Source organism: Rhodococcus sp. DT1, from assembly GCF_049844875.1.
Lineage (GTDB): Bacteria > Actinomycetota > Actinomycetes > Mycobacteriales > Mycobacteriaceae > Rhodococcus.
The window spans coordinates 916,087-929,584 of record NZ_JBNCLW010000001.1; the positions used below are offsets into that span (position 1 = coordinate 916,087).

The following is a 13,498-nucleotide window of genomic DNA, read 5'->3' on the forward strand; positions in this document are numbered from 1 at the left end:
GGGGTGGCGGTGTACACGGATCAGCGGCCGGTCCGGTGGATCACTTCTCGCGCCAGGCCCCGATAGGCCTCCGCGCCGGCGGAGGTTGGAGCCCACCGCGTGATCGGTTCGCCCGCGACGCTGGTCTCGGGGAATTTCACGGTGCGGTTGATGACGGCGTCGTAGACCAGATCCCCGAACACCTCGACGACGCGCGACATCACTTCGCGGCCGTGCAGGGTGCGCGAGTCGTACATGGTCACGAGAATCCCCGCCACCGTCAGTTTCGGGTTGAGCCGGTCCCGGACCTTGGCGACCGTGTCGTTGAGCAGCGCGAGCCCGCGGAGACTGAAGAATTCGCATTCCATCGGGATGAGCACCGAGTCGGCGCAGGCCAGCGCGTTGACGGTGAGAAGCCCGAGCGAGGGCTGGCAATCGACGAGTATGTAGTCGTAGCGGTCGAGCAGAGGGTAGAGAGCGCGTCCGAGTGCCTGTTCGCGTCCGACTTCGGAGACGAGTTGGATCTCGGCGGCCGACAGGTCGATGTTGCTGGGCAGAAGATCGAGGTCCTCGACACGTGTGTGAACGAGGACGTCGTCGGCGGTGACCCGCGGGTCGACGAGAACGTTGTGCACCGTCATGTCGAGGTCGTGGTGGGCGACACCGAGACCGGCCGACAGCGCACCTTGGGGGTCGAGATCGACGAGGAGCACGCGGCGGCCGCACTCGGCGAGTGATGCGCCGAGGTTGATGGTGGAGGTGGTTTTGCCGACCCCACCCTTCTGGTTGCACATCGCGATGATCTTCGCGGGACCGTGGGACGAGAGCGGGGCAGGTTCGGGTATCGACCGGCGCGGCCGTCCGGTAGGTCCGAGTTCGACATCGGCGACCGGCGGCGCGGACTCCGCGTCCCGCGATCCGGTGGCCGCGAGCGCCCATGCGGGTGTCCGGGTCTGTGTAGTTTCCGTGGCGGGTGGCTGAGGTGTGCCCACGTTCGGTACTCCCCCTGTCTGGCGACCCGGTCTCTGTCTCACCGGAGTCTGTCTGTCACCGGAGCCATGGTCCGGCGGCCGTTCCGTTACACGAACGCTACCGCCTCGTGCCCCCGTTTACCGCACGGACACGCGCCGCTACGCGGTGTAACTCATCTCGCGCGCGGATGCGCGCCGGCCCACACCTCGCGCAGCGCACCCACTGTGACCAGCGTGTATATCTGAGTGGTCGTCACAGAAGCATGCCCCAGTAACTCCTGTACCACCCGTACGTCGGCGCCGCCGTCGAGGAGATGCGTCGCGAAGGAGTGGCGCAGGGTGTGAGGGGAGACATTCGAGTCGATTCCGGCTCGGTCCGCGGCGGCTCGCAGCACCGTCCAGGCGCTCTGCCGGGAGAGCCGGCCGCCGCGCGCGTTGAGGAACAGCGCGGGCGTGTGTCCGCCGGCGAGGGCGGGTCTGCCCCGTACGAGATAGGCGTCGAGCGCGGCGAGTGCGGGTCGCCCGACGGGAACGAGGCGCTGTTTTCCTCCCTTGCCTCGCAGCAGCACGGCACGCGACTCGGTGTCGATGTCGTCGATGTCGAGCCCTACGGCTTCGGAGATCCGCGCTCCGGTGGAGTACAGCACTTCGAGCAGCGCACGGTCACGCAGGCCGCGCGCGCCGTCCGCTTCCCCTCCGACGGCGTCGAGGAGCGCGGTGACCTGGTCGACGGTGAGCGACTTCGGCAGTCGCCTGCCCTGGCTCGGTGGGGTGACGGACCGCGCGACGTCCACCGGGGTGTGGCCTTCCGCGGCGGCGAACCGGTGGAGGCCGCGAACCGCGATCAGTGCGCGGGCTACCGAACCGGCAGCGAGCGCAGGACGGCTGGCTTCGGGGTCGCCGCGGCGGAGCGCGACCCCGAAATCGGCGATGTGCTGTTCCTCGACATCGGCGAGCTCACCGACCCCGCGCTCCGCGAGGTAGTCGAGGTATCGGGTCAGGTCCCGCCGGTAGGCCGTGATCGTGTTGCGGGCAGCACCGCGTTCGACGGTGAGGTGATCGAGATAGGCGTCGAGGTGTCGTGCGAGCACGCCCTCTAGGTTCTCACTGTTCGGCGCGAGTGCGGGCGAACGCGGTCGGCCGGTCCGGCCATGCCGCGTCCGGGGCGCGGAGGAACGCTCCCCCGGTGGCGCGAGTGGCGGCGAACGCCAGGATGCCCGAGACCGCCGTGGCATTGAAGATCTCTCCGCGCAACGCCATCGCGACGGCCTCGTCGAGAGGGACGAATTCCACCTCGAGGTCCGCCTCTTCGTGGACAGGGTCGGGGCGGTCGACCGAGGTGAGACCGCGTGCGGCGAAGACACGGACCGCCTCGTCGGTGAATCCGGGCGACAGCGCGATGTCGACGAGGACTTCCCATTCGGCGGCGGCAAGTCCGGTCTCTTCGGCGAGTTCGCGGCGTGCCGTATCGAGGGGGTCCTCACCGGGGGCGTCGAGCAGGCCGGCGGGTAGCTCCCACAGCCGCCGGCCGAGCGGATGGCGGTATTGATGGACGAGCACAACCCGGTCGTGGGCGTCGACGGCCACCACGGCCACGGCGCCGTGGTGCTCGACGACTTCCCGTTCGGCGGTCTGCCCGCCGGGCATGACCACCTCGTCGACGCGCAGCGACACGATGGCGCCGGTGTAGATCCGTCTGCTGGACCGGGTGCTGAATTCGTGTCGCTGCGCCATCGATCTACTCGGCGTCGCCGGAGCCGGACGCGGACGTGACCGGCTCGGCGGCGGCCGGGTCACCGCCGTGGACGTCGACGGGCAGCCGTTCGGCGGCCTTGTACTGCAGTGCCGCGGCGATCAGCCCGGCGAAGAGCGGGTGCGGGCGGGTCGGGCGGCTCTTCAGTTCGGGATGCGCCTGGGTCGCCACGAAGTAGGGGTGGGTGCTCGCGGGGTACTCGACGAACTCCACCAGGCGGCCGTCGGGCGAGGTGCCCGAGAACACCAGTCCCGACTTCGCGATCTCGTCGCGGTAGGCGTTGTTGACCTCGAACCGGTGACGGTGCCGTTCGGAGACGTGCTCGGAGCCGTACGCCTTGGCGACGACCGAGCCCTTCTTCAGCGTGGCCGGGTAGGCGCCGAGCCGCATCGTGCCACCGAGATCGGCTTCGCCGGCGACGGCCTGTTCCTGGTCGGCCATCGTCGAGATCACCGGTGCTGTGGTGTCGGGATCGAACTCGGTGGAGGAGGCATCGGTGATTCCCACGGACCGGGCGGCTTCGATGACGACGCCCTGCAGGCCGAGGCACAGGCCGAGCAGCGGGATCTTGCGGATACGGGCGAAGCGGATCGCGCCGAGCTTGCCTTCGATGCCGCGGATACCGAATCCGCCGGGGATCAGCACGGCGTCGACGTCACCGAGGTGCTTTTCGGCGCCGGCTTCGGTTTCGCATTCGTCGGAGGCGACCCAGCGGATCTTCACCTTGGCGCGGTGCGCGAATCCACCGGCGCGCAGCGCCTCGGTCACCGACAGGTAGGCGTCGGGCAGGTCGATGTACTTGCCGACCAGTGCGACCTCGACGGTCTCGCGAGGGTTGTGCACCCGCTCGAGCAGGTCACCCCACACCGTCCAGTCGACGTCGCGGAACGGCAGGCCGAGCTGACGCACGACGTAGGCGTCGAGGCCCTCGCTGTGGAGCACCTTCGGGATGTCGTAGATGCTCGGGGCGTCGGGGCACGAGATGCACCCGGCGAGGTCGACGTCGCACATCAGCGAGATCTTGGCCTTGAGCGTGGCCGGCACGTCGCGGTCGCACCGCAGGACGAGAGCGTCGGGCTGGATGCCGATGTTGCGCAACGCCGCGACCGAGTGCTGGGTCGGCTTGGTCTTCAGTTCGCCGGACGGGCCGAGGTACGGCACCAGCGACACGTGGAGGAAGAAGCAGTTGTCGCGGCCGACCTCGTGACGGACCTGGCGTGCGGCCTCGAGGAACGGCTGGGATTCGATGTCACCGACCGTGCCACCGATTTCGGTGATCACGACGTCAGGGATCTGGCCCTCGTTGTCGGGTGCGGCCATCGCGAGGATGCGCCGTTTGATCTCGTCGGTGATGTGCGGGATCACCTGCACGGTGTCGCCGAGATACTCTCCGCGGCGTTCCTTCGCGATGACCGTCGAATACACCTGGCCGGTGGTGACATTCGCATCGGCGCTGAGATCGCGATCGAGAAAACGTTCGTAGTGGCCGACGTCGAGGTCGGTCTCGGCGCCGTCCTCGGTGACGAAGACCTCACCGTGCTGGAACGGATTCATGGTGCCGGGATCGACGTTGAGGTACGGGTCCAGTTTCTGCATCGTGACCCGCATCCCGCGCGCGGTGAGCAGCGCTCCGAGGCTCGACGCGGTGAGACCTTTGCCGAGCGAGGACGCGACGCCCCCGCTGACGAAGATGTGCTTGGTAGCGGTACGCGAATGGCGTGACTGTGGCAAAAGAGCTCCCGTGACGTCAGGTGCAGGGCTTTTGGACTGATGTGATGCAGCTGGGGCCTGCCGACCCACGGAACTTCACGGTAACACCTTCTGCGTCCGGGGCGTACTCGACTCGCCTGTATCGCCCTCCGGTGCTGTGGACGTCACATTTCCCGGGCGGTTGGAGCACGCGCACCGGGGCGGACGGGTGCGCTCAGCGCGCCGCGGAACCGACGGTGACGCCGCTCGCTCCGGGACCGGTGCCGTAGCGTCCGGCGCCTCCGTCGAGCTGTTCCCGGACCGCGAGAATTGTGGTGATCCGGCCGGCTTCCCGATCGAGATTGTCGACGGTGGACAGCCCTGAGGACAGTGCCGCGTCGGCACGCACCACGGCGACGGGGCCGTTTCCGGCTGCAGCGCCCGGCCGACCGGCGAGGACGGCGCCGGCTCCGCGCGCGTCGACAGCGGCGGCGAAGCGGGCCACGAGCGCCCCGCGGTTTCCGCCGGCGGTATCGCTCCCGGTAGGGGGTTCTCCGGTGACGACGAGCGCCGTCTGCGCCGGTTCGGCCTCTCCGTCGTCGTAGCCGATGAAGCCGCCGCTGCGCAGAGTGGTCAGGGCCAGTGCGCGTTCCTCCGGTGTGCCGCGAGCCTCGCCGGTGGCCGGGTCGACCAGCAGCACTGCGCCGAGAAGGTCCCCGGCGAGGCTGCCCGGATCGATGGCGCCGGTCTGCAGCTCCACCCCGGCGGGGATGACGTTGGTGACGGTGGTGCGAAGTTGGTCGGCTCCGGACGCGCCGACGAAGGACTCGGTGAGCGCGAGCCGGCCGGTGACCCTGCCTCCGGCGTCCCCCACCGTGCGTACGAGTGCGTCGACGTCGGCGGGATCGGCGTCCGGGGTGGTGACGACGAGGACGGTGCGGTCGGTGAGGACATCGCGCACCACGCGCGGCGCGACGGTGGCGTCGAATCCGTCGGCGGCGACGAGTTGTCCGTCGAGCCGGGCGGCACGGTCCTCGGCCTCCTGCAGTTCGCGCCGCATCTCGGACTTGTCGTCGCGCAGGCCGGAGACCACGCTGCCCGACAGCAGTCCCGATCCGAGCACGATGCCGAGCGCCAGGGCCAGGAACACGGCCACCAGCGAGACGGCGTGGTGACGCAGCGAGATCACGCGCGCAGGCCCCGGACCCAGTCGACGGCGCTGTCCCACCATTCCTGGGCCAGGGCGACGACATCGCCCCCGAGATTGGAGACGACCAGGGCCGCGATGATCGCGATCAGCGCCGCGAAGATCAACAAGGCGATGATGCCGCCGGAGACGCGGCTGCGGTACAGGGTGGCGACAGCTTTGGCGTCGACGAGTTTCGGTCCGACCTTGAGGCGCGTCATGACCGCCGACGGGTTGGTGTCGCGGCGTCCCTGGTCGAAGAACTCGTCGAGCGAGACGGTGCTGCCCACGGTGACCACGAGCGCGGCGCCGTGATGGTCGACGAGCAGCAGCGCGAGGTCGGTGGGCGTTCCGGCCGCCGGGAAGGTCATCGCGCCGATACCGAGGTCCTGAATGCGTTCGAGTCCGGGAGCGTGGCCGTCCGGGTCGGCGGGCAGCACGACTTCGGCACCGGATTTGAGGGTCGCCGTGCCGATCCCGTCCGGATCACCGACGATCAGATCAGGCCGGTATCCGGCTTTGGTGAGCGCGTCCGCACCCGGTCCGACGCCGACGAGAATCGGCGAATATTCCTTGATGAAGGGCTTGAGGTCCTTGAGGTCCTGGACGTGGCCGGGCCCATCGGACACCACCACGACGTGCCGGTCGCGCAGGTCGAGGTCGATCTCCGGGATGCCGACGCCGTCGATGAGCAGCGGGCTTTCTGACCTGATGAACTCGATGGTGTTGCCGGAAAACGCTTCGAGATGGTCGACGAGACCCGTCTTGGCTTCGATCATCCGATCGGAGATCTCGGCCTCGGTCTGTTCGTCGCCCTGCACCAGCAGTCGCTCGCCGGCGTATACGCCACCCTCGTAGAGCCGGACTTTGGCGCCGTCCTTGATCTTCTTGAATGTCTCGGCGCCGGTGTTGTCGACGAGGAGGATGCCGTTGGCGACGATCACCTCGGGCCCCAGATTCGGGTACCGGCCCGAAATCGAGGCCGATGCATTGACTACGGCCGACACGCCTGCTTCGACGAGAGCGTCGGCGGTGACACGATCGAGGTCGAGCGCGTCGAGGACCACCACGTCGCCGGGACCGACCCGACGCAACAGCTTCGCGGAGTTCGTATCGACCCTCGCGATACCGCTGACTCCGGGCAACGTTTCGTTGGTACGTGACAGCAGCGCCGGCATCTTCATGGCAAAGATGATGCTCCGGAGTTCCGGTCAGTTATCGGAGGCGCGCCGAGACGACGCCGCGTCGACGGCCCGATCACTGTGCCCGCTCGGCGTGCGCGACGGCGAGCAACTCCTCGGCGTGGGCGCGACCGGTCTCGGTGTCGTCGAGTCCCGCGAGCATCCGGGCGAGTTCGGCGACACGTTCGGCGTCCGACAACATCCGCACGCCGCTGCTCACCACCCCGGCGCGATCGTCCACCTTGTCCACCACCAGGTGCGTGTCGGCGAACGCGGCGACCTGCGGGAGGTGTGTGACGACGATGACCTGATGGGTGCGGGACAACCGAGCCAGCCGACGGCCGATCTCGACAGCGGCGCGGCCTCCGACGCCGGCGTCGACCTCGTCGAAGACCATGGTCGCGCCACGCTCGGATCCGGCGAGGACCACCTCGAGCGCGAGCATCACCCGCGAGAGCTCGCCGCCGGACGCGCTGCGCGCCAGGGGAAGAGCCGGAGCGCCGCCGTGCGCGGCAAGCCGGAACTCCACCTCGTCGACGCCGGACTCACCGGCGTGCAGGACGCGATCGCCGATCGGCAGCGGCGCGGAATCTGCCGCCGCGGCCTGCTGTTCGCGGATCTGTACCTCGAGCACCGCGCGGCCCATCGCCAGTCCGGCGAGTTCTTTGCTCACCGCTTTCGCCAGCTTCCCCGCCACCTTCTGGCGTGCCGCCGACAGTGCCGTCGCGGCCTCCGCGGTGGCGGCGGCTTCGGCGTCGACCTCGGCGGCGAGTTTGTCGAGGGCCTCGGCGGACACATCGAGACCCGAGAGTCGTTCTCGTGCGCTGCGCGCCCACTCGAGTACTCCGTCGACGTCCGCCGCGTATTTCCGGGTGAGGGTTTTCAGTTCGGCCTGCCGGGTGAGCAGGGTCTCGAGCGCACCCGGGTCGGAGGGAAGATCCCCCAGGTAGCCCGACAGATCGCCGGCCACGTCGGTGACCACCGCGATGGCGTCGTCCAAGCGCGGCCCGAGGTCACGAAGGGCCGGGTCGTCGCTGCCGTCGACGCGCGAGCGTGCCTCACCCAGCAAGTCGAGTGCGGAGCGGGCTTCGTCACCGTCGGCGGCGTCCTGTCCGGCGAGCACCGCGTGTGCGCCCATCGCTGCCTCGCGGAGGGAATCGAGATCGGACAGACGACGGACGTCGTCGACGAGCCGGGCGTCCTCCCCCGGCTCCGGATCGACGCGCTCGATCTCGTCGAGTCCGTACTGGAGACGGTCGGCTTCCTGCGCCAGCTCCCGCGACCGCTCGGTACGTTCGTGCAATTCGGCGCGGGCGTCGAGCCACCGACGTCGGTGCGTGCGATACCGGTCGAGCAGCGGAGCGATCGCCTTTCCGCCGAACCGATCCAGCGCGGAACGCTGTTCGCCCGGGCGGAGCAGGCGCAATTGGTCGTTCTGCCCGTGCACGGTGAGCAGCGGGTCGGTGAATTCGGAGAGCACACCCACCGGGACGCTGCGTCCCCCGAGGTGGGCGCGGGACCGGCCGTCGCTGCCCACGCTGCGGACGGCGATGATGCTGCCGTCCTCGTCGCGTTGCGCGCCGGCGGCCTCGAGAAGCCGGGCGACTTCTTTTTCGACATGACTGGCACCGTCGTCGACGCTGAAGCGTCCCTCGACCACGGCACGGTTCGCGCCGACGCGGACCCGTGTCGCGTCCGCCCGAACCCCGGACAGCAGGTGCAGGCTCGTGACCACCATGGTCTTGCCGGCACCCGTCTCGCCGGTCAGCACGGTGAGACCACCGTGGAACCGGGCGCTCGCCTCGGAGATGACGCCCAGGTTGTCGATCCTGATCTCAGCGAGCATCTCAGAGCTTCCTTCCCCGCCAGCCCTTCACCGGAAGTTCGAACTTTCGCACCATCCGGTCTGCGAACGGTGCCGAATCCAGCCGTACCCAGCGCACCGGGTGCCGGCCGCGCACCACGTCGAGGCGTCCGCCCGCGGGCAGTTCGAGCGTGCGCCGGCCGTCGCAGAACACCACCCCGTCGTGACCACCCGCGAGGGTTTCGACGGCGATGATCGATTCGGGACTCGTCACCAGCGGGCGCGCGAACAGCGCGTGTGCGTTGCTCGGGATCACCAGCAGTGCCTCGAGTTCCGGCCACACCACAGGACCGCCCGCGGAGAACGCGTAGGCGGTCGAACCCGTGGGGGTTGCAATGAGCACCCCGTCGCAACCGAACGACGAGACCGGCCTGCCGTCGACCTCGAGCACGACCTCGAGCACCCCGAGCCGGGATTTGTTCTCGAGGCTCGCCTCGTTCAGCGCCCAGCCGCGGTCGACGATCCTGTCGTCGACGCGGATGGTCACGTCCAGAGTCATTCGTTCTTCGATGCGGTATTCGCGGTGGGCGACCTGATGCAACGCGTCTTCGAGGTGTTCGGCTTCCGCCTCGGCAAGGAACCCGATTCGTCCGAGGTTGATGCCCAGCACAGGGACCGACGCATACTGTGCGAGTTCGGCAGCGCGGAGGAAACTTCCGTCCCCGCCCAGCACGATGACCATCTCGCAGCCTGCGGCGGCGTCGGGACCGGGTTCGACGATGCGAATGAAACTGCCCGGGATGGCGAGAACTCCCAGCCCGTTGCTGCCTGCCTCGTCCTCGAGTACCCGTAGACCGATGCCCGCTTCGCCCAGAACCTTGGCGACCCGCAGGGCAGTGGTGGCGATCTCGTCGCGACCCGCATGCGAGACGAGCAAGATCTCGCGTTCGGTGCCTCCGGGACCCGTCGGCGCCGGGGTGCCCGGGTTCGGCTGCGCCGGCCCTCTTGTCCCCGGGTTCGGCTGCGCCGGCCCTGTTGTCACTGTGGTCCTTCCTGTACCGCGCGGTGGACGAGATCGATCACGTTCGGGTCCAGGTCCTCGGCGCCCGGCTCTCCGGCCCGCAGCCAGAGGAAGTACTCCACGTTTCCGGACGGACCCGGTAGCGGGCTCGCGACCACTCCCCGGGTGCGGAGCCCCGCTCGCTGGGCCTCGCGTGCCACTTCGAGCACCGCTTCGGCCCGGAGTTCGGGGTCTCGCACGACGCCGCCGCTGCTGACCCGGTCCTTGCCGACTTCGAACTGGGGTTTCACCATCGGAAGCAGGTCGGCGCCGGGAGCCGCGCAACGCACGAACGCGGGCAACACCAGCTTCAGAGAGATGAACGACAGATCCGCCACCACCAATTCGACCGGTCCTCCGATGAGATCCGCGTCGATGGTACGCACATTTGTTCGATCGATGACGTGGACACGCGGGTCGGATTGCAGTCTCCAGACGAGCTGCCCGTACCCCACGTCCACGGCGACCACTTCCGACGCGCCTTCGTGCAGAAGGACATCGGTGAATCCCCCCGTCGACGCACCTGCGTCCAGGCATCGCTTCCCGGAAATCTCCAGGCCCTGCGGGGTGAAGGCTTCGAGTGCTCCGAGGAGTTTGTGCGCGCCACGTGAGGCCCAGGACACCTCGTCCGCGACCTCCGTGACGAGCAGCGGGGTGTTCGGCTCGACTGCGGTGGCGGCTTTGGTCGCCACCGTGCCTGCGATCAACACCCGGCCCGCGGCGATCAGCTCGCTCGCGTGCTCCCGCGAACGCGCCAATCCGCGTCGTACCAGTTCTGCGTCGACCCGTGCTCGGCGCGCCACGTCAGATCTTGTCCACGGTCGCCAGCGCCTGCACGAGAACGTCGTGGGCCTGGTCGAGCAGCTGGGCCTGGCGGGAGATCCCCTGGGCCGTGTCGGAGGTGTCCGCGCTGTCGCGCGCGCGCATCAGCAGCGCATCGACCTCCGCGTGGATACGGTCGGGATCGATCGCGACTCGTGGGCCGGGAACGTGTTCGCCGGGGCGTGGAATAGACGTGCTCATCACCGACCACGCTAGTGCATCCACGCCACGACCGGCACACGGCACGACCCGATTCAGGAAGCGATGCCCCACTCCGCGAGCACAGTGCGCGCGTGCTCGTCGACCGGCCGGAGCCGGCCGAAACCGGGGTTCGACCAGGCAACATCGAGCAGTCCGCGCAAGACCTCCATCGCGTCGCCGACCACCCCGGTGGACTCGAGATGCAGATCGCCGTCCTCGAGCCGTACCGACCAGCCCTCGGCGGGCATCACCCGGACCTCCGACGCCGGAGCGTCGAGGCACCCGAGCGAGGCACCGACGTACGTGGGGCGTTGCTCCACGGGAGCGCGCAACAGGTCGTCGACCGTGCTGACGCCGGTCAGGACCAGGAGGGAGTCCGCGCCGACTGCGTTGGCACCCTCGATGTCGGTGTCGAGCCGATCACCGATGACCAACGGCCGTTGTGCGGCACCCCGCCGGATCGCATCCTCGAGCAGAGGAGCCGCCGGCTTGCCTGCCACGACGGGCTCGGCGCCGGTGGCGTGACGTACCGCTGCGACCATAGACCCGTTTCCGAGCACCAGTCCCCGTTCGGTGGGCAGCGTCGAGTCGATGTTGGTCGCAACCCACCAGGCGCCGGCACGAATGGCGAGTGTCGCCTCGGCGAGCATCGGCCACCCCGTCTCGGGTGAATGTCCCTGGACCACGGCAACGGGATCTGCGTCGGCGGTCCGCACCGGGTTCAATCCCACCCGGGCGACCTCCTCTGCCAGAGCGTCGGTACCGACCACCAGAACAGGTGATCCCGACGGCACCTGTTCCGCAAGCAGACGGGCGGCGGACTGCGAACTCGTCACCACCGACGCGTCGTCCGCCGGGAACCCCAGGTCGCGGAGATGGCGGGCGACTTCGCTCGGGCGACGGCTCGCGTTGTTCGTGACATAGAACAGCCTGTCGCCTGCGGTCAACGCCTCGCGGGCACCGGGAACGGCATCCGCGCCTCGATAGACCGTGCCGTCGAGGTCGAGCAGGAGGACATCGTAGAGCGAACGCAGAGAGTCACCGGTGTACTCGGCCGCCGCGTCGCCGAAGGCGCCGCTCGACGAGGTCACAAGTCTCCTCCGGTGAGCTCCTCCACCCGATCCTCGGCGTCGGTGACGCCTTCGATGTCGGCTTCCGCAGAGTGCAGGAACCACTGCACGCCTTCTTCCGCGCGTCCCGCTGCGACGAGTGCGTCGGCGTACGCGTAGAAGAGCCGTGCCGCGGGCGTACCGGTGCGGGTCGGGTCGAGATCGGAGGTCTGCAGTGTCACCACGGCCTGGTCGTACTGGCCGAGATCCATGCGGGCACCCGCGACGACGATCCGCAGTTCGCTGGCTTCGTCGCCGGTGAGGGCACGTGCTTCTTCGCTGCGCCCGAGTTCGATGGCCTTCTCCGGCCGTCCGAGGCCACGTTCGCAATCGGCCATGACAGCGAGAAGTGCTGTTCCACCGGACATCCGGCGTGCTGCACGGAGCTCGGAGAGCGCCTCGGCCCATTCGCCTGCGTGATACGCGGTGATACCGGCGGCCTCACGGACGACTGCGATCCGGCCGGCACGCTGACGTGCGGCACGGGCATGCGCCAATGCGAGACGCGGGTCGTCGTCGATGAGCTTGCCCGCCATGACCAGGTGACGTGCGACGGCGTTGGCGTTCAGCTTGTCGAGACTGAGGAGGTCGCGCCGGATCGCCGGGTCCAGTTCCGAGGCTTCGACGTTCTCGGGCAGGTCCGGCTCGTCGGGGCGGGCATCGCGCCGGGGAGCAGAACCGTCACGTCCCCCTGCCGGGCCGAATCCGCCTTCGCCGCCACGACGACGAGGGGCTTCGCCACCGCGGCGATCACCGCCGTAGCTGCGGGCTCCGCGATCGTCGCTTCCACGGCGGTCGTCGGTGCCACGGCGATCGCCGCCGTAGCTGCGGGCTCCGCCGCGTGCGTCATCGCGGCTGCGGTCACCGGTCGGGCGATTCGGACGCTCGCTGCGACCGGCGTCTCCGCGGGACCGATCCGACGCAGGTCGGTTCCGATCACCGAACTGCCGTCCGCGGTCGTCACCCCTGCTCTGCCGAGGATCGCTGTCGCGATTCGGTCGCGAGTCGCCACTACGGGCGGGACGGGAGTCGTCACGTCGGCGGTCGCCGGACGGCTGGTCGCGCTGCGGCCGGTAGCCGCGGTCGGACCTGTCGTCGCTGCGGGGCGGACGCGCATCGCCTTCACGGCGAGGCCGGGAGTCGTTGTTGCGGTCGGGTCGTGCATCGCCTTCTCGGCGGGGGCGCGCATCCTCGCTTCGGCCGCGCTGTGCGCGATCCGGGTAGGAGCGTTCACCGCTCCGCTGTGGCCGGCGGTCGTCTCCGCGCCCGGCGGAGGAATCGTCACGCCTGTCGCCGCTCTGCCTGCGGTCGTCGTTGCCGCGATTGGTCTGCGAGCCTTCTTTGCCTTCGCCCCGGCCCGACCAGGGAGTAGATCCTCCACTCCGGAAGGATCGACGCTCACCGTTGTTGTCGGACACAGAAAAAATCCTTTCATAAAAGCACGATAAAAACACGAAAGGGGACCCAATTATTGGGTCCCCTTTCGGTAACGGGTGTTCGGCGGTGTCCTACTCTCCCACACCCTGTCGAGTGCAGTACCATCGGCGCAATGGGGCTTAGCTTCCGGGTTCGGAATGGGACCGGGCGTTTCCCCCACGCTATAACCACCGTAACTCTATGAAACTCCACGCACACACCCCCACCCCAAAGGGAAAGAAGTGCATGTGTGTGCTGTTTCAGAAACCGCACAGTGGACGCGTAGCACCTTCGTTAGAAAGTCCTCGGCCTATTAGTACCAGTCAC

12 protein-coding genes and 1 rRNA gene are annotated in these 13,498 nt (G+C 68.7%); all 13 read right to left on the bottom strand.

Going from position 1 to position 13,498, the window contains the following annotated elements:
- Positions 1-20: 20 nt before the first annotated feature.
- On the bottom strand, positions 21-971 hold the full coding sequence (locus tag ACLQ3J_RS04225) for a ParA family protein (protein ID WP_378528663.1): 951 nt from the start codon (positions 969-971) through the stop codon (positions 21-23).
- A gap of 152 nt (positions 972-1,123) precedes the next feature.
- Positions 1,124-2,041, bottom strand: a complete 918-nt coding sequence (gene xerD, locus ACLQ3J_RS04230; protein WP_296550977.1) for a site-specific tyrosine recombinase XerD — start codon at positions 2,039-2,041, stop codon at positions 1,124-1,126.
- A 13-nt stretch (positions 2,042-2,054) separates the two neighbouring features.
- Complete coding sequence (locus tag ACLQ3J_RS04235; protein WP_425902250.1) at positions 2,055-2,684, bottom strand: NUDIX domain-containing protein; 630 nt, start codon at positions 2,682-2,684, stop codon at positions 2,055-2,057.
- 4 nt (positions 2,685-2,688) lie between these two features.
- Positions 2,689-4,434 carry a CTP synthase gene (locus tag ACLQ3J_RS04240; protein ID WP_169622358.1) on the bottom strand — a complete coding sequence of 582 codons (1,746 nt, stop codon included), beginning with the start codon at positions 4,432-4,434 and terminating at the stop codon, positions 2,689-2,691.
- A gap of 193 nt (positions 4,435-4,627) precedes the next feature.
- Positions 4,628-5,581 (bottom strand): copper transporter, encoded by a 954-nt coding sequence (locus ACLQ3J_RS04245; RefSeq protein WP_169622359.1) that lies wholly within the window; start codon positions 5,579-5,581, stop codon positions 4,628-4,630.
- On the bottom strand, positions 5,578-6,762 hold the full coding sequence (gene steA / locus ACLQ3J_RS04250) for a putative cytokinetic ring protein SteA (protein ID WP_169622360.1): 1,185 nt from the start codon (positions 6,760-6,762) through the stop codon (positions 5,578-5,580). The genes ACLQ3J_RS04245 and steA overlap by 4 nt, the downstream gene beginning before the upstream one ends.
- 73 nt (positions 6,763-6,835) lie before the next feature.
- Positions 6,836-8,605, bottom strand: a complete 1,770-nt coding sequence (recN, locus tag ACLQ3J_RS04255; RefSeq protein WP_169622361.1) for a DNA repair protein RecN — start codon at positions 8,603-8,605, stop codon at positions 6,836-6,838.
- Position 8,606: 1 nt separating this feature from the next.
- Entirely contained in the window at positions 8,607-9,503 is an 897-nt protein-coding gene (locus ACLQ3J_RS04260) for an NAD kinase (RefSeq protein WP_296550984.1), read from the bottom strand.
- A 98-nt stretch (positions 9,504-9,601) separates the two neighbouring features.
- Entirely contained in the window at positions 9,602-10,426 is an 825-nt protein-coding gene (locus ACLQ3J_RS04265) for a TlyA family RNA methyltransferase (RefSeq protein ID WP_425902254.1), read from the bottom strand.
- 1 nt (position 10,427) lies between these two features.
- Positions 10,428-10,646 carry a hypothetical protein gene (locus ACLQ3J_RS04270; protein ID WP_169622364.1) on the bottom strand — a complete coding sequence of 73 codons (219 nt, stop codon included), beginning with the start codon at positions 10,644-10,646 and terminating at the stop codon, positions 10,428-10,430.
- 53 nt (positions 10,647-10,699) lie between these two features.
- Positions 10,700-11,737, bottom strand: a complete 1,038-nt coding sequence (locus ACLQ3J_RS04275; RefSeq protein WP_425902255.1) for an HAD-IIA family hydrolase — start codon at positions 11,735-11,737, stop codon at positions 10,700-10,702.
- Positions 11,734-13,173, bottom strand: coding sequence for a hypothetical protein (locus tag ACLQ3J_RS04280; RefSeq protein ID WP_169622366.1), 1,440 nt, complete (start codon positions 13,171-13,173; stop codon positions 11,734-11,736). The genes ACLQ3J_RS04275 and ACLQ3J_RS04280 overlap by 4 nt, the downstream gene beginning before the upstream one ends.
- Before the next feature lie 77 nt (positions 13,174-13,250).
- Positions 13,251-13,367, bottom strand: a 5S ribosomal RNA gene (gene rrf, locus ACLQ3J_RS04285).
- Positions 13,368-13,498: the final 131 nt, after the last annotated feature.

Bases quoted from the DNA above. Each gene is read 5' to 3' on its own strand.
- ACLQ3J_RS04235 (WP_425902250.1), bottom strand. From the start codon at position 2,684: ATGGCGCAGCGACACGAATTCAGCACCCGGTCCAGCAGACGGATCTAC.
- steA (WP_169622360.1), bottom strand. From the start codon at position 6,762: ATGAAGATGCCGGCGCTGCTGTCACGTACCAACGAAACGTTGCCCGGA.
- recN (WP_169622361.1), bottom strand. From the start codon at position 8,605: ATGCTCGCTGAGATCAGGATCGACAACCTGGGCGTCATCTCCGAGGCG.
- ACLQ3J_RS04270 (WP_169622364.1), bottom strand. From the start codon at position 10,646: ATGAGCACGTCTATTCCACGCCCCGGCGAACACGTTCCCGGCCCACGA.